Consider the following 15,556-nt stretch of genomic DNA (forward strand, 5'->3'; position numbering starts at 1 on the left):
CCAGGAACCTACGGAAGGAGCCTTGTCACGGGAAAAGGAAGTACAGGCGCCGGTCACGGCCAACTTTCGCCCCTTTAAAACTCTTAATTCTCTTCAGTAGAAAGTTGCTTCGAGTGAGGCATTCACTCTTGTCGATCAATTTTGGCCGCCATTAGCCGAAAGGAGCAACTACGCCCAAATAAAACTCAAACTAAAAGTTTTATCGACCCTCTTCATATTCAAAAAACTGCCAACTTAAAATAATTAAAAATATACTTGTTAAACACTTTCCGCTTGTATTAGCTTTTCCTCGCCGAGTTTGAACTTCGCCATTCATTCCGGCACATGCCCAACGCTTCACCCGCAGTGACTGCGGCTTTACGGCCGCCAACCCAGAGCGTTGCAGACTGGCACTAGCAACTTTCAGCCATTAGCGCAGGACGTTAACCAGTTGCAGTCTCGACATGAACAAGTCACTGCAGCATTGATTGCGTAGTTGAAAGAGCAGTTCCATTTCATATCAATGATAAAGGACATCATGATGCCCATTAAGAACCAACTCGCCCTGAAAAAAGCTGAACTGAGTGTTCACCCGATCTTTTCCGAGATCACTTCGTTATCGGTATTACGTCGGTTCATGGAGACCCACGTATTTGCGGTATGGGACTTCATGTCGCTGACCAAGCGTCTGCAGCAGGAACTGACCTGCACCCGCTTGCCCTGGCTACCGCCGCGCGATCCGCATGCCGCCCGGCTGATCAACGAAATCGTCTTGGGTGAGGAGTCCGACGATCGCTTGGCAGAGGGTCACTACAGCCACTTCGAGTTGTACCTGGATGCCATGCGCGAAATTGGCGCCAGCACCACCGCGGCGGAGCGCTTTGTCGCCCTGCAGCAGGAAGGCGTGAGTTATGACGTGGCGTTGCAAAGTGTCGACGTTGATCCGGCGGCTGCACAGTTCGTCCGCGACACCTTGCGCATCGCCCTGCATGCGCCGGGACACAGCGTGGCCGCCGCATTTCTGCACGGTCGCGAGAGCGTGATCCCGACCATGTTCCAGCGCATCCTCGACGATTGGGGCATCGGCATCGAGCAGGCGCCGACCTTTCGCTATTACCTGGAACGGCACATAGAAGTCGATTCCGAGGATCACGGCCCGGCGGCGGAGCAACTGCTGGAGCGTCTGGTCGACGGCGACCCGCAACGCGAGGCCGAGGTCTACGCCAGCGCCATCGCTGCCGTCGAAAGCCGCATTGCCTTGTGGGACGGCCTGCGCCTGAGCATGCGCGAACCGTTGGCCGAGGTGGCCCAATGAACGCCGCCGACTATCAATCTTTCGCGGATGTCTGGGAGAGTCGCGCAACCATTCGCACCCGTCCTCGACGTGTGCTGGAGGACGACGAGCGCCTGATCTATCCACTCAGTCGCCAACCGCTGGTGCTCAGCGAAACCTTTCTGCGCGAATGCCCGCAACAACGTGATTTCGCCCTGGTGCAGACGCTGTACAAGTTCATCAACGATGTGGTGATTTTCGAAACGGAAATCGTCGACAAGACCGCTCGCAGCATCGCCAAGAATCGCTTCGCCGTGGCCTTCCCGTTCGCCTGTCGCTACGACGCCATGACCGTGGTGGTCGACGAGGATTACCACGCGCTGGTGGCCATGGATTTCATGCAGCAGACGGTCGCGATGACCGGCATCGAGCCGATCCGCTTGCCCGACGAAATCGAACTGAGCCGGGCAATCCCCGCCGCCGTGGCGCTGGCACCGGAGCACTTGCGCAGTGCCGTGGAATTGATTTGCGTGGCCATCGCCGAGAACACCGTGACCGGCGATGTCGCGGCGTTCGCCCGCGATGACACGGTCAAACCGTCGATCAAAGGCCTGATGGCCGACCACCTGCTCGACGAAGGTCGCCACTCCAGTTTCTGGGCGCGGATGGTGCGCATCTATTGGCACACGGCCAGCGACGCGGATCGCGCGACCATTGCGCAGATCCTGCCGGTGTTCATCGGCCATTACCTGACCAACGACATCCAGAAAACCTTCGATCTGCGCCTGATCGACGCCTTGCCGGTCAGCGCCGCGACGCGTCGCGCGCTGCAGGACGAAATGACCGGGCTGGCCTTTCCGATCAATCGCCATCACCCGCTGGTGGGCAACATCGTGAAGTTCTTTCACAACAGCTCGCTGCTCGACACACCGTGCGTGCAGCACGCCCTGCGCGACTACCTGGTTTGATGAGGAGGCCGACATGAAACGTCTCGACATTTTGCTGATTGGCACCAGCCGGGCCATGACCGACCTGGCGCAGGAACTGGAACAACACGGGCATACATTGACGCGCAGTGGCGCGGCGCAATCGACGGTGAATCTGATCATCGACGACGGCTTCATCGGCGCCGGTGATTTCTGCGCCATCCCCCACCTGCATCTGCGTCTGGGTGTCGGTGCACCGAGCCTTGCGGGTTTGCCCTCGCTCGACCTGCTGTGCTTTCTCGGCTCGTCACTGATCAGTCGCGTACCGATTGGCGATGAGCCGTCCGGCAACGGCCAGGCGTTGCGCCAGCGGGTACTGACGCAGGTGGTGGACGAAGTGGCGTTGCTGGTCAGCCGCTTTTCCCGCGACGCGGAATATTTTCAGCAGGCCGCGTCGATGCGGGTGCCGGATTTCGAACGCATGGAAAACCTGCTGTTTCTCGACAGTCTGGCTTACGTCCACCGTTGCAATGACACAGCGAATGAGCGGCTGTTGGAACAGGCGCAAATCCCGCTGATCGAGCGTCTGCAGCAGAGCTTCATTCAGCATGCCGAACGCTCGGCGCTGCACCTCGCCGAGCAGTCGATCAGCTACCGCCAACTGCACACCCACAGCCGCGCCATCCAACAGCGATTGCTGCCGTTGCTGGAGCAATATCCGCAGCCGTGGGTGGTCGGCATCTGCCTGCCGAAAAGCCCTGAGTTGTTTGCTGCGATTGTGGCGATTCTCGGCAGCGGTGCGGTGTACCTGCCGCTGGAACCCAGCCATCCATTGCAGCGCCAGCAATACATCCTGCAGAACGCTGGCGCGCTACTGTTGCTGCACGATGGCGTGCATCCGCTCAGCACAACGATGGCGGGGCTGGACGTCAGTGGCATCGACAGCGCTGCGGCAGATCTCAACCAGCCGTTGCTGCGCCAACGCCCAGAGCTCGATGCGCCGTGCATGGCGCTCTATACCTCAGGCACCACCGGGCATCCCAAAGGCGTCTTGCTCAGTCAGGCCAACCTTGCCCATTTCACCGCGTGGTACGCCGACTACGTGCAGCTGCGCGCCGAGAGCCGGGTGCTGCAATTCTCCTCGCTGAGTTTCGACTCGTCGCTGATCGACATCTTTCCGAGCCTGCTCGCAGGTGCCGAACTGGTGGTGCCCGATGACACGCAACGACGCGATCCGCTGCATCTGGTGGCGCTGATCCGCCGGCGACAATTGAGCCACGCCTTCCTGCCGCCGGCGCTGTTGAGCATCCTGCCGCTGGAGCAACTGCAAGGCGTCCAAGTGATGACTGGCGGCGATGTCTGCGAGCCGTTTGTCATCGAGCAACTGACCCGCCAGGGCACCCTGCACAATCTCTACGGCCCGACCGAAGCCACGGTGCTGATCACCGCGCGGCAACTGCAACCGGGTGACAGCAACCGCAGCCTCGGCGCGCCCATCGCCAACAGCCAGGTGCTGATTCTCGATGACGATTTGCAGCCAGTGGCGGAGCAAACCGTCGGCGAGTTGTTCATCGTCGGCCCCGGTGTCTGCCTCGGCTATCTGAACAACCCGCAGCAGACCGCCGAACGTTATCTGACCCTGCAACTGCCGGATGGCCAAACGCTGCGCGCCTACCGCAGCGGTGACATGGCCAAATGGGGCGAGCATGGCATTGAGCTGTGCGGGCGGCGCGACAATCAGGTGAAGATTCGCGGTTTCCGGGTCGAGCCGGAAGAGATCGAACGCTGCCTGCGCGAGAGCCAGCAGTACCGGCAAGTGGCGGTGGTGATCGACAGTCAGCGGCGGATTCTGGCGTTCCTCGCCCAACCGCAAGCAGGCACTGCCCGCGATGCACTGAAAGCTCACGCCCAGCAATTTCTACCGGACTACATGCAACCGGTGGCGTGGACCGAGCTGGCCGGCATGCCCTTCGCCAGCAACGGTAAAGTCGACCGCAAAGCCTTGCTGGAACTGCCAGTGAGCGTGCAGGACAACGGCCCGAAGTGCCTGCCGGCCAATGCCGACGAAGCACTGCTGCTGGAGATCTGGGCCGAGTTGCTGGAGCTGCCGGGCAGCGACATTTCTACCGACGAAAGCTTCTTCAATCTCGGCGGCCATTCGATTCTGTTATCGCGGATGTTGCTGCGTTTGCGAGAGGAGTTCGGCCGCAGCATCTCGATCAATCGCTTCATCGAGCTGCCGACCATCATCAAGCTCGCGACTCTGGTTCGCGGCACTGACGACAGCGCCGTGCTCAGCGCCCAGGCCATGGCCGACGCCGAGCGCACGCTGGATATCGAGCCGCTGCCGATCAATTGCATGGGCGATGTGCACAGGGTGATCGTCACCGGTGCCAACAGTTTTGTCGGCGTCCACATCGTCGAGGCGCTGCTCGGTTGGGGCGCCAGCGAAGTGGCGTGTCTGGTGCGTGATGGCGGGGGGCAAACGGCGGCGCAACGGTTTGCTCAGTCACTGCGGGAAAATCGTCTGGAGCATCTGGACCTGAGTCGGGTGCGGGTTTACGCGGCAGACATTACCCGTCCGCAACTGGGCCTGAATGACGAAGATTACCAACGCCTCGATCGCGAGTTCGGCGCACTGGTGCACAACGCCGCGAACGTCAATCACGTACTCGATTACGAGTCGCTGGCGGCAGACAACGTCGAGCCGATTTTCGCTTTGCTGCGGCTGTGTGAAGGGCAAAGCAAAAAGGTCTTCAATTTTGTCTCGACGCTGTCGGCGTCAAGCACGGTCGATGACGCGGGGCGGGTGTTGGAATTGCCGGCCGCGCCCACCCCGCCGATCTACATTCGCAACGGCTACAACCTGTCGAAATGGGTTGGCGAACGCATCCTCGAACGGGCGCGGGAGCGTGGTGTGCGGGTCAATCTGTATCGTCCCGGCAACATCAGTTTCAACAGTCTGAGCGGCGTCTGCCAACCGCACAAAAACCGTTTGATGCTGATGCTCAAGGGTTCGATTCAGCTCGGCCAGGTGCCGGCGTTCGCGCTGAATTTCGACCTGATGCCGGTGGACTTTCTCGCCCGCTTCATTGCCTTCCACGCCAGCCGTTATTCGGCCGAACGTGCGGTGTTCAACCTGCACAACCCCGAGCCGCTGAGCTGGGACGCCTACGTCGCTTCGTTCCGCGAAACCGGCAGCGAGTTCGCGCTGGTCAGCGTCGCCGACTGGCAGCAGCAACTGGGCCGCGTCGATGCCGACAACGCGCTGTTCGGCGTACTCGGCTTCTACCTCAACGGTTTTGAAGAAGACATCGGCGACATCTCGCTGATCGGCCACGCCAACGCCGAGGCCGGCGTGCAGCAGATGGGCGCGCACTACCCGCAGAAATCCCCGGCGCTGCTGCGTCGCGGCTGCGACTACCTGAAAGAAATCAACTTCATCTAGTTCATCAAAAAGGAGCAACACCATGAGCACTCTGCAACCCGACACCCTGATCAAAAACCCGCACGGCTGCCACGTTGTATCGTCGGTGGAAGTGCCGACAGACGCGGCGCAAGTCTGGGCGGTGGTCGGCAACTTCGGCGGTTTCGATCGCTTTATTCCGGCGCTGTCGCACATCGAATTGATTGGCGAAGGCGTGTCTTCGCTGCGCAAGAAATGCTTCAAGGACGGCAACGTCGTAGTCGAGCAACTGAACTCCCGCGATGAGCAGGCACGCAGCATGACCTGGACGACGATTTACAACACATTGGGGGTGGCGAATCTGTGGGCGGCGATGAATGTGGAAGCGTTGGGCGAAGGGAAATCCCGGGCGACGTGGACGATCATTGCCGAGCCGGCCTCGGGCGGCGAAGAAGCGCTGCCGGGGTTCAAGGAGTTTGTGCAGGGGTTTGCGGATGATGCGATGGGGAATGTATTGAAGCTGTTTGTTTAAGGCTTCGGCTTTGCGGTGATTGTCAGACCGCTTTCGCGAGCAGGCTCGCTCCCACAGGGAAATACATTCCAAATGTGGGAGCGAGCCTGCTCGCGAAGAACGATAACGCGGTCAGATCTTGAAGCTGTCGACCAGTTGCTTCAGGCGGTTGGCCTGCTGTGACAACGCATCACAATCCTTCAACGTTTCATTGAGGTTGGCCACGCTCTGCTGGTTCAGCAGGTTGATCTGGTTAACGTCGACGTTGAGGGTTTCCACCACGGCGGTCTGCTCTTCAGTGGCCGCTGCCACCGACTGGTTCATGCCGTCGATTTCGCCGATGCGCTGAGTCACGCTGACCAGACGCAAACCGGCCTGATTGGCTACTTCCACGCTCTGCTCGCTGGAGGCCTGACTGGCGTTCATGGTGGTCACCGCTTCGCGCGAACCGATCTGCAGCGAGGTGATCATCTTGTGGATCTCTTCCGCCGACTCCTGAGTGCGATGGGCAAGGTTACGCACCTCGTCCGCCACCACCGCAAACCCACGCCCGGCTTCACCAGCACGCGCCGCTTCGATCGCGGCGTTGAGCGCGAGCAGGTTGGTTTGCTGCGAGATACCTTTGATCACATCGAGGATGTGACCGATGTTGTCGGTGCTCGCGTTCAGGGTTTCGATCTGGGTGCACGACAGGCTGATCTTTTGCGACAGCTCGGTCATTGCCTGGATGGTTTGCTCAACCACCTGACGACCGTCATCAGCCTGCTCGCTCGCGCCGCTGGCATGCTGCGAAGCATCGGCAGCATTGCGCGCAATTTCCTGAGTGGCAGCGCCCAGTTCGTTGATCGCTGCCGCGACGCTGTTGGTGCGCGCGCTTTGCTCGTCAGAGCCGACGATCGAGGCGTTGGACGAAGCCATCACCCGCTGCGACAAGTCATGCACATGACGGGTCGCCGAGGACACTTCGGAAATCGAGGCGTGAATCCGCTCTACGAATTGGTTGAATGCGCTGCCCAGTTCGCCGAATTCGTCTTTGCTCTCGACCACCAGGCGACGGGTCAGATCGCCTTCGCCCTGTGCGATGTCCTGCATTGCGCGGCCCATGGTGGTCAGCGGACGCATCAAGACGTTGATCAACAGGCTCAGCAGCAGCGCGATGGCCGCCACGGCGACAAACATCGCGATCAACGCCGACGTACGGAATTGGCTGAGTGCAGCGTAGGCTTTGTCTCTGTCGATCGACAGACCGATGTACCACTGCGCATTCGGCAGGTCGCTGACCGGAGTAAACGAGAGGATTCGTTCCTGGCCGTTGAGCACCACGTTCTGGTTGCCCTTCTCGATGCGCACGCTGGAGTTCGGGTAGATGTCTTTCAGGTTCTTCATCACCTGATCCTTGTCCGGGCTGACGATCACTTGACCGTCGCCGCTGACCAGGAACGCGTGGCCGAGGCCACCGAAGTCCACCGAGTTGATGATCTTCACCAGGGTTTCCAGGCTCAGGTCACCACCGACGACGCCGAGCAGCTCGCCGTTCTTTTTCACCGGCATGGCGATGGTCACCACCAAACCGCCGACAGCTGCCATGTATGGCGGCGTCAGCATGGTTTTGTCGGCGGCCACCGCTTGCTTGTACCAAGGGCGCTGACGTGGGTCGTAACCGTCCGGCATCTTCGCGTCAGGACGCTGGGTGAACACGCCGTTGGCCTGGCCAACGTAGGTGAACTGGAAGTTCGAGGTGAACGCCGGCTGGTCGACCAGACCCGGGAAGTCCGCGTCCTTGCCCTGGTGAGCGACGTTCTGCGCGAGGTTTTCCAACACCAGAATCCGTCCGCTCATCCAGTTCTGCACGCTGCTGGCGGTCAGATCGCCGGCCTGCTGTACGGAGGACTGAAGGTTCTGGCGAATGGTGTTTCGCTGCAGATAGTCGTTGTAGAGGGTGAACAGCGCGAACGCCAGGACCACGACGCCCGAGGCGGCCAACAGAATTTTATGGCTGAACTTGAGATTCATTTCATGGGACTTCTTATGCCAAAAGTGGGGATGCGTTCCGGTTGCAACATTCCATGTACAGCGCAGGCAGCGTTCTTCTGGCCGCTCTACTTTGGTGCACGCATGTCTCACCAGTCTGTCGGCACGTGTCGGAGAAATCTTAGGGTCGAACGGGAAATGGATGGAATTAGTGCCGGATTCCCGCCGAACGGCGTGCCAGAGCGGCTGCGACAGAAATTTTCAGGGTTGATGTTCGAGCGGCAGTTGCAAATTATCCAACCCTTGCTGACAATGCGACTAATTATCATTTGTGACGTCCGGGCTGTCGCGTTCATGTCCTCACCTGAGTTTGCCGTACAGGCGCTTTACAGTAGTCACCATGGCTGGCTCAACGCTTGGCTGCGCGCACGGCTGGGCAACGCCGCAGATGCAGCGGATCTGGCGCAGGACACTTTCGTCCGCCTGCTGCAACGTACCGAACGCCTCGAACTCAAAGCACCTCGCGCCTTTCTGCGCACCATTGCTCGCGGGCTGGTGATCGACCACTGGCGTCGTGAGGAAATCGAACGCGCCTACCTCGAAGCCATCGCCCACTTGCCTGAAGCCGAAACCCCGAGTGCCGAAGCCCGAGCGCTGGTGATCGAACTGCTGGAAAGCATCGCGCGCATGCTGGAAGGATTGAAGCCGAAAGTGCGTCAGGCATTTCTCTTGGCGCAGTGCGAAGGTTTGACTCACAAGCAGATTGCCGAAGAAATGGGCCTGTCGCTTCGCTCAGTGGAACGCTACGTCGCCGATGCGCTGTTTCATTGCTATGTATTGCGGTACGCAAGCTGATGCCGGTGGATAACCTGTCACTTGGCCGACGCGCCGAGCCCCAGCAGAAAGCGGTCAAGCAGGCCATTCACTGGTTGCTGCGCCTGCGCAACAACCACGGCAATTCGCGCCTCAACCGCCAGTGCGAGCAGTGGCGCGCCGAGCACCATGAGCACGAACTTGCGTGGCAACGAGTGCAATCGCTGCAAGCCGAGTTGAGCAACAACCTGCGCGCCGTACCGGGTGCGCACGTGGCGTTGAACACCCTGGAAAATAGCGCGCAAGGCCTGGGACGGCGACAGGCGCTGAAGCTGTTGTCGGGCGCGTTGTTGATGGGCTCTGCCGCGTGGCTGGCCAAGGACACCTCGGCGTGGCAGCAATGGAGCGCCGATTACGCCACGGCGACCGGTGAGCGGCGCGGCTTTCAGTTGCCCGATGGCACGCGGCTCGAACTCAATACCGCCAGTGCCGTGGATCTCGATTACACGGCGCAACAACGACTGATCAAACTGAGCCGTGGCGAAATCATCGTCAGTTGTGGCGGCGCGGATCAAGGCGCACCGGTTGATCGACCGCTGCGTGTAGAGAACCGTCACGGCACTTATGAGCCGCTCGATGCGCGCTTCATCCTGCGTCAGGAGCACGATTGCACGCGGCTCAGCGTAACCAGCGGGCGCGTCGCCATTCACGCCGGTGGCACTTCGATTGAAGCGCGCGCCGGGCAAAGTTATCTGATCGACCGGCGTCAGGTGCGGCCAGCGCCGCAGTTGAATATGGATGCCGGCGCTTGGGTCGACGGCTTGATCGTCACGCGCAATATGCGCCTGGGCGATTTCCTCGCTGAAGTCGGGCGTTATCGCCAAGGCTTTCTTACCTGCGCAGCGGAAGTCGCGGACTTGCGCCTGTCCGGCGTGTTCCGCCTGGAGAACACCGACAAACTGCTGGCGGTGCTGCCACAGACCTTGCCAGTGCAATTGCGCTATCGCACGCGCTGGTGGGTGACGCTGGAGCGAGTGGCCTGAAATTATTTTGGCGGGTTTTTGCAGCAAGTCCGGCTTAGTCAGTAAGCACTTCAACCCAAGCGTTTGCGACTTCCTACGGAAACCTACAATGACTGTCCGCGCCACCAGTAAAAACCCTCTGAATTTCACGGCCGAATCGAGCCTGTTGCGCCACGCCGTTCGGGCGGCGCTGTTTTCTACCGCCCTGGGTGTGGCGGTGTTGCCTAGCGTGAGTCTGGCGGCCGGCACGGCCAACAGTGAAGTCGGCCAGCGCTTCAGCATTGCTGCCGGGCCGTTGGGCGAAGCGTTGAATCAGTTCGCGCGTCAGGCCGGCATCACCCTGTCGATGACGCCACAGCAGACTCAAGGACACCAATCGCCGGGTGTGCAGGGCGAGTATTCAACCGATCAGGCGCTGAGCCATTTGCTCGGCGGTTCGGGTCTGGAAGCTGTCAGCCAGGATGGCAGCAGCTACATCCTGCGCCCGATCGCGGAGACCGAAGCGCTGGCTTTACCGACCACCGATATCAAAGGCTTCGCCCTCGGCAACGCGCTGGGCAGCATGGACGGCTACAACGCGACACACAGCCAGATCGCCACCAAAACCAGTACCGCATTGCTGGAAACGTCGCAAAGCGTGTCCGTGGTCACTCGCGAGCAAATGGACGACCAGGGCTCGCAAACCGTCTCGCAGGCGATGCGCTACACCCCCGGCGTGCTGACCAATCCCTACGGCGCCACTCACCGCTACGACTACGTGGCGATGCGCGGTTTCAACGACGGCTCGGTGGATAACATCTACCTCGATGGCCTCAAGTCGATGGGCGACAGCGGCACTTACAGCACCATGCAGGTCGATCCGTATTTCCTTGAGCGCGTGGATATTCTCAAGGGTCCATCCTCGGTGCTGTACGGCCGCAGTTCGCCGGGCGGGTTGGTGGCACTGACCAGCAAAAAGCCGTTGTACGAGGCTTACCATCAGGTCCAGGCCACGGTTGGCACGCAGGGGCAGCGCGGGGTCGGTTTCGACTTCAGCGGCCCGGTCGATGACGAAAAGCGCATCGCCTATCGTCTGATCGGTTTAACGGATCAGTCCGACACCCAATTCGACCACAATAAAGAAAAGCGCTACGCCCTGGCGCCGACCGTCAGCATCGATTTCAATGAAGATACTTCGCTGACCCTGCAGGCTTATCTGCAACATGATCCGGATGGCGGCTACCACGGTGGCGTGCCGGCGGATGGCACGATTCATCAGCGTAATGGCAATCGCATTTCGCCGCATTTCTTCGAGGGCGAGCCGGGCATCGATGGTTATTCGCGTGATCAGCAATCCTTCGGTTATCAGTTCGAACATCGCTTCAACGATGTCTTCACTGCGCGGCAGAACTTCCGTTACCTCGACTCCAAAGTGAACATGGATCAGGTCTACGCCTATGGCTGGACCACACCGACCAGCAACGAGCTGAACCGCTATTACACCGGTGGTGACGAGCGACTGCATGCGTTCATCGTCGACAACATGCTTCAGGCTGAATTTTTCACCGGCGCTACCAAGCACACAGTGCTCATGGGCGCGGACTATCAGCGCCGCAAGACCGTGGTCGACTGGACCAGCGGCGGCCTCGCGCCGATCAACGCGTTCAATCCGGTGTATGGCAACTCGGCGATCGATATGTACGGCGATACCAGCTATCTGCGTCGTCTGGAGCAGACCGGTGTGTATCTGCAAGACCTGATCGAAATGGATAAATGGCGCTTCTCGCTGGGCCTGCGCCAGGACTGGGTCGAGACCTCCGACGAAAACCGCATCGCCGAAGCGGGGCGCCCGGAAGGCACCAAGATCAATGACCGTCGCACCAAACTCACTGGCCGCGCCGGTGCGCTGTATCTGTTCGATAACGGTCTGGCGCCGTACATCAGCTACTCCGAGTCGTTTAACCCGAACTCCTATGCGGACAGCGCCGGTAATCCACTGGCACCTACCGATGGCACGCAGTGGGAAGTCGGCCTGAAGTATCAACCGCCGGGTACTGACAACCTGTTCACCGCGTCGCTGTTCCGTATCGATCAGGAGAACCTGGCAACCAAACTGCCACAGGAAAACTTCTATCGCGCGGTAGGTGCAGTCCGCTCTCAAGGCCTGGAACTTGAAGCGCACATGCAGCTGACCGACAACCTGAAAGTGCTCGGCAGCTATACCTTCACCGATATCGAGTACTCGAAGTCGATGGTCAGTACGCTGAGCACGCCAACCGACGTCATCGAAAACAAGGGCAACTCTCCAACCCAGGCTCCGCGCCATATGGCATCGCTGTGGGCTGACTACAAATTCGACAGCGCAGCACTCGATGGTCTGCGCCTGGGCGGCGGTGTGCGCTATGTCGGCTACAGCTGGGCGGATGCGGAAAATACTTTGAAGGTGCCGTCCTACACATTGTTCGACGCTTCGATTGGCTATGACTTGGGCAAGGTGGGCTTGAAGGGTGTCGACGTACGCTTGAATGCGAACAACCTGACCAACGAGTCCTACGTGGCCTCCTGCGCCAGCCTGAACTTCTGCTACATGGGCGAAGAGCGCAACGTCGCGGCGACGGTCAGTTACCAGTTCTAAGTTTTTGTCCTGTGCATAAAAAAGCCAGCCCCTGAATCTCAGGGGCTGGCTTTGTCGTATCTGAAGGGAAATTTTCATGCGCGCATTTCTGGTTTTGCTGCATCGCTATATAGGTTTGGCCACGGCGGTATTTTTACTCCTGGCCGGAGTCACCGGGAGCATTCTGGCGTTTAACCATGAGCTTGATGAATGGTTGAATCCGCAGTTTTATTCGGCCTCTGCACAGGGGACGCAACTGCCACCGGGCGAGCTGGTTGATACGCTGCAAGCTGCGCATCCGAAGCTGCAGGTCTGGTACATGGAGTATCCGCATGAGGTGGGGCATACCGCATTGCTGGCGGCTGTCGCGCGCAATGATCCGGCGACCGGCAAGCCGTTCGATGAGCGTAATCAGGTGTTCTATCTGGATCCGGTGAGTGCCGAAGAGAAAGGTCGACGGTACTGGGGCGAGTGTTGTTTTCAACGGGAGAATTTTGTCCCGTTCATTCTCGAGTTCCACTACAACCTGACATTGCCGGGGAATTGGGGACTGTGGCTGATGGGCCTGGTTGCCATCGCTTGGGTGATCGATTGTTTTGTCGCGTTATGGCTGACGCTGCCGCGTAGAAAGCCATTCTGGAAGAAATGGTCGACAGCGTGGAAGGTCAAGGGCGGCCATGTCTATCGAATTAACTTCGACCTGCATCGTGCGGGGGGATTGTGGTTGTGGCTATTGTTGCTGCCGATCGCAGTCAGCAGTGTGGCGATGAATTTGCCGAGTCAGGTATTCAAGCCTGTAGTGTCGTTGCTTTCACCGATTGAGCCGAGCGTCTATGAGGCGCGGGGACGAATGCCTCCTGCGGAGTTGGGCGTGACGCAATTGAGTTATCAACAGGCATACGAGAGGGCGTTACAGGAGGGAAAACGATTAGGACTGACGGCGGCAATCGGGGAGTTGTATTACAGCTTTGAGTACAACTTCTACGGCGCAGGGTTTGGACAACACGACACAGAAGCGCATGGCAAATCCTGGTTGTTCTTTCATGGCACGGACGGACGATTATTGGGACAGGAGATCGCAGGGCAAGGCACGCTGGGAGAGCGGTTCTATCGGTTGCAGTTACCGATACACGGTGGACGAATCATTGGCGTTACCGGACAAGTGATGATCGCGGTATTAGGTATTTTGATTGCGGGGCTGTCTGGGACTGGCGTCTACATCTGGTGGCGCAAATGGCAGGCTCGACGTATCAGCAAGGCACGCAAAGCAGTTTGCTGATTGGTTTTTGCAGGCACTGAAATGACAAAACCCCTGTCTGCGTTAGCAGACAGGGGTCTCGGAATTTAATCTTGACGATGACCTACTCTCACATGGGGAAACCCCACACTACCATCGGCGATGCATCGTTTCACTACTGAGTTCGGGATGGGATCAGGTGGTTCCAACGCTCTATGGTCGTCAAGAAATTCTGTATCTGACTCGTCAACACGGTAACAAGCCAGCAAAAACGGTTACTTCTACTAAAACAAAACCCCAACTGCTTTCGCAATTGGGGTTTCGGAATTTAATCTTGACGATGACCTACTCTCACATGGGGAAACCCCACACTACCATCGGCGATGCATCGTTTCACTGCTGAGTTCGGGATGGGATCAGGTGGTTCCAACGCTCTATGGTCGTCAAGAAATTCGGGTACCGAATCGTGGCCAGATGGCCTCGCTTCAGCAAATTGGGTATGTGATAGCTTTCGGTGTTTGTGAACATCGAACTTTCGGTTCGTTTCGTCTTCACACACCGCAATCTGGTCTCTTTCGCTTTTCAGCTCGGAGCATGCAAATTGCTTGGGTGTTATATGGTCAAGCCTCACGGGCAATTAGTATTGGTTAGCTCAACGCCTCACAGCGCTTACACACCCAACCTATCAACGTCGTAGTCTTCGACGGCCCTTCAGGGAACTCAAGGTTCCAGTGAGATCTCATCTTGAGGCAAGTTTCCCGCTTAGATGCTTTCAGCGGTTATCTTTCCCGAACATAGCTACCCGGCAATGCCACTGGCGTGACAACCGGAACACCAGAGGTTCGTCCACTCCGGTCCTCTCGTACTAGGAGCAGCCCCTCTCAAATCTCAAACGTCCACGGCAGATAGGGACCGAACTGTCTCACGACGTTCTAAACCCAGCTCGCGTACCACTTTAAATGGCGAACAGCCATACCCTTGGGACCGGCTTCAGCCCCAGGATGTGATGAGCCGACATCGAGGTGCCAAACACCGCCGTCGATATGAACTCTTGGGCGGTATCAGCCTGTTATCCCCGGAGTACCTTTTATCCGTTGAGCGATGGCCCTTCCATACAGAACCACCGGATCACTAAGACCTACTTTCGTACCTGCTCGACGTGTCTGTCTCGCAGTCAAGCGCGCTTTTGCCTTTATACTCTACGACCGATTTCCGACCGGTCTGAGCGCACCTTCGTACTCCTCCGTTACTCTTTAGGAGGAGACCGCCCCAGTCAAACTACCCACCATACACTGTCCTCGATCCGGATAACGGACCTGAGTTAGAACCTCAAAGTTGCCAGGGTGGTATTTCAAGGTTGGCTCCACGCGAACTGGCGTCCACGCTTCAAAGCCTCCCACCTATCCTACACAAGCAAATTCAAAGTCCAGTGCAAAGCTATAGTAAAGGTTCACGGGGTCTTTCCGTCTAGCCGCGGATACACTGCATCTTCACAGCGATTTCAATTTCACTGAGTCTCGGGTGGAGACAGCGCCGCCATCGTTACGCCATTCGTGCAGGTCGGAACTTACCCGACAAGGAATTTCGCTACCTTAGGACCGTTATAGTTACGGCCGCCGTTTACCGGGGCTTCGATCAAGAGCTTCGCGTTAGCTAACCCCATCAATTAACCTTCCGGCACCGGGCAGGCGTCACACCCTATACGTCCACTTTCGTGTTTGCAGAGTGCTGTGTTTTTAATAAACAGTCGCAGCGGCCTGGTATCTTCGACCGGCATGAGCTTACGGAGCAAGTCCTTCACCCTCACCGGCGCACCTTCTCCCGA

9 protein-coding genes and 3 rRNA genes (1 of these 12 running past the window's edge) are annotated in these 15,556 nt (G+C 58.6%); 8 read left to right on the forward strand and 4 right to left on the reverse strand.

All coding sequences use genetic code 11. The features are described from left to right. Positions 1–520 precede the first annotated feature (520 nt). The 4 genes from QOL84_RS18695 to QOL84_RS18710 are packed head-to-tail and all read left to right on the forward strand — an operon-like array spanning position 521 to position 6,116. Positions 521–1,294, forward strand: coding sequence for a DUF3050 domain-containing protein (locus QOL84_RS18695; protein WP_400773091.1), 774 nt, complete (start codon positions 521–523; stop codon positions 1,292–1,294). Next, a complete protein-coding gene (locus tag QOL84_RS18700; protein WP_283438152.1) occupies positions 1,291–2,220 on the forward strand; it encodes a diiron oxygenase in 930 nt (309 codons plus the stop codon). Before QOL84_RS18695 ends, QOL84_RS18700 begins: the two co-directional genes overlap by 4 nt. Before the next feature lie 13 nt (positions 2,221–2,233). Further along, positions 2,234–5,626 carry a non-ribosomal peptide synthetase gene (locus QOL84_RS18705; protein ID WP_283438153.1) on the forward strand — a complete coding sequence of 1,131 codons (3,393 nt, stop codon included), beginning with the start codon at positions 2,234–2,236 and terminating at the stop codon, positions 5,624–5,626. A 22-nt stretch (positions 5,627–5,648) separates the two neighbouring features. After that, a complete protein-coding gene (locus tag QOL84_RS18710; protein WP_283438154.1) occupies positions 5,649–6,116 on the forward strand; it encodes an SRPBCC family protein in 468 nt (155 codons plus the stop codon). A 111-nt stretch (positions 6,117–6,227) separates the two neighbouring features. Here QOL84_RS18710 and QOL84_RS18715 read toward each other — a convergent pair whose 3' ends face one another. Continuing rightward, positions 6,228–8,108 (reverse strand): methyl-accepting chemotaxis protein, encoded by a 1,881-nt coding sequence (locus QOL84_RS18715; protein ID WP_129387251.1) that lies wholly within the window; start codon positions 8,106–8,108, stop codon positions 6,228–6,230. Positions 8,109–8,420: 312 nt separating this feature from the next. On the opposite strand from QOL84_RS18715, the gene QOL84_RS18720 reads away from it, so the two are divergent. From QOL84_RS18720 to QOL84_RS18735, 4 genes are all read left to right on the forward strand, one after another. Further along, positions 8,421–8,921 (forward strand): sigma-70 family RNA polymerase sigma factor, encoded by a 501-nt coding sequence (locus QOL84_RS18720; RefSeq protein WP_283438155.1) that lies wholly within the window; start codon positions 8,421–8,423, stop codon positions 8,919–8,921. Then, positions 8,921–9,922 carry a FecR domain-containing protein gene (locus QOL84_RS18725; RefSeq protein WP_283438156.1) on the forward strand — a complete coding sequence of 334 codons (1,002 nt, stop codon included), beginning with the start codon at positions 8,921–8,923 and terminating at the stop codon, positions 9,920–9,922. The genes QOL84_RS18720 and QOL84_RS18725 overlap by 1 nt, the downstream gene beginning before the upstream one ends. An 88-nt stretch (positions 9,923–10,010) precedes the next feature. Continuing rightward, positions 10,011–12,515, forward strand: a complete 2,505-nt coding sequence (locus tag QOL84_RS18730) for a TonB-dependent siderophore receptor (RefSeq protein WP_283438157.1) — start codon at positions 10,011–10,013, stop codon at positions 12,513–12,515. Positions 12,516–12,591: 76 nt separating this feature from the next. Then, positions 12,592–13,773 (forward strand): PepSY-associated TM helix domain-containing protein, encoded by a 1,182-nt coding sequence (locus tag QOL84_RS18735; RefSeq protein ID WP_283438158.1) that lies wholly within the window; start codon positions 12,592–12,594, stop codon positions 13,771–13,773. A 69-nt stretch (positions 13,774–13,842) separates the two neighbouring features. Here QOL84_RS18735 and rrf (QOL84_RS18740) read toward each other — a convergent pair. From rrf (QOL84_RS18740) to QOL84_RS18750, 3 genes are all read right to left on the reverse strand, one after another. After that, positions 13,843–13,958, reverse strand: a 5S ribosomal RNA gene (gene rrf, locus QOL84_RS18740). Positions 13,959–14,063: 105 nt separating this feature from the next. Next, positions 14,064–14,179 (reverse strand): 5S ribosomal RNA (gene rrf, locus QOL84_RS18745). 168 nt (positions 14,180–14,347) lie between these two features. Next, positions 14,348–15,556: ribosomal RNA gene (locus QOL84_RS18750) — 23S ribosomal RNA — on the reverse strand; it runs 1,685 nt beyond the window's last position.

The sequence above is a fragment of the Pseudomonas helmanticensis genome, assembly GCF_900182985.1.
GTDB classification, from domain to species: Bacteria; Pseudomonadota; Gammaproteobacteria; order Pseudomonadales; family Pseudomonadaceae; genus Aquipseudomonas; species Aquipseudomonas helmanticensis.

Excerpts from the sequence above, each read along its gene's own strand:
- QOL84_RS18710 (WP_283438154.1), top strand. The coding sequence starts at position 5,649 with ATGAGCACTCTGCAACCCGACACCCTGATCAAAAACCCGCACGGCTGC.
- QOL84_RS18735 (WP_283438158.1), top strand. The coding sequence starts at position 12,592 with ATGCGCGCATTTCTGGTTTTGCTGCATCGCTATATAGGTTTGGCCACG.
- QOL84_RS18705 (WP_283438153.1), top strand. The coding sequence starts at position 2,234 with ATGAAACGTCTCGACATTTTGCTGATTGGCACCAGCCGGGCCATGACC.
- QOL84_RS18715 (WP_129387251.1), bottom strand. The coding sequence starts at position 8,108 with ATGAATCTCAAGTTCAGCCATAAAATTCTGTTGGCCGCCTCGGGCGTC.
- QOL84_RS18725 (WP_283438156.1), top strand. The coding sequence starts at position 8,921 with ATGCCGGTGGATAACCTGTCACTTGGCCGACGCGCCGAGCCCCAGCAG.
- QOL84_RS18730 (WP_283438157.1), top strand. The coding sequence starts at position 10,011 with ATGACTGTCCGCGCCACCAGTAAAAACCCTCTGAATTTCACGGCCGAA.
- QOL84_RS18720 (WP_283438155.1), top strand. The coding sequence starts at position 8,421 with ATGTCCTCACCTGAGTTTGCCGTACAGGCGCTTTACAGTAGTCACCAT.
- QOL84_RS18695 (WP_400773091.1), top strand. The coding sequence starts at position 521 with ATGCCCATTAAGAACCAACTCGCCCTGAAAAAAGCTGAACTGAGTGTT.
- QOL84_RS18700 (WP_283438152.1), top strand. The coding sequence starts at position 1,291 with ATGAACGCCGCCGACTATCAATCTTTCGCGGATGTCTGGGAGAGTCGC.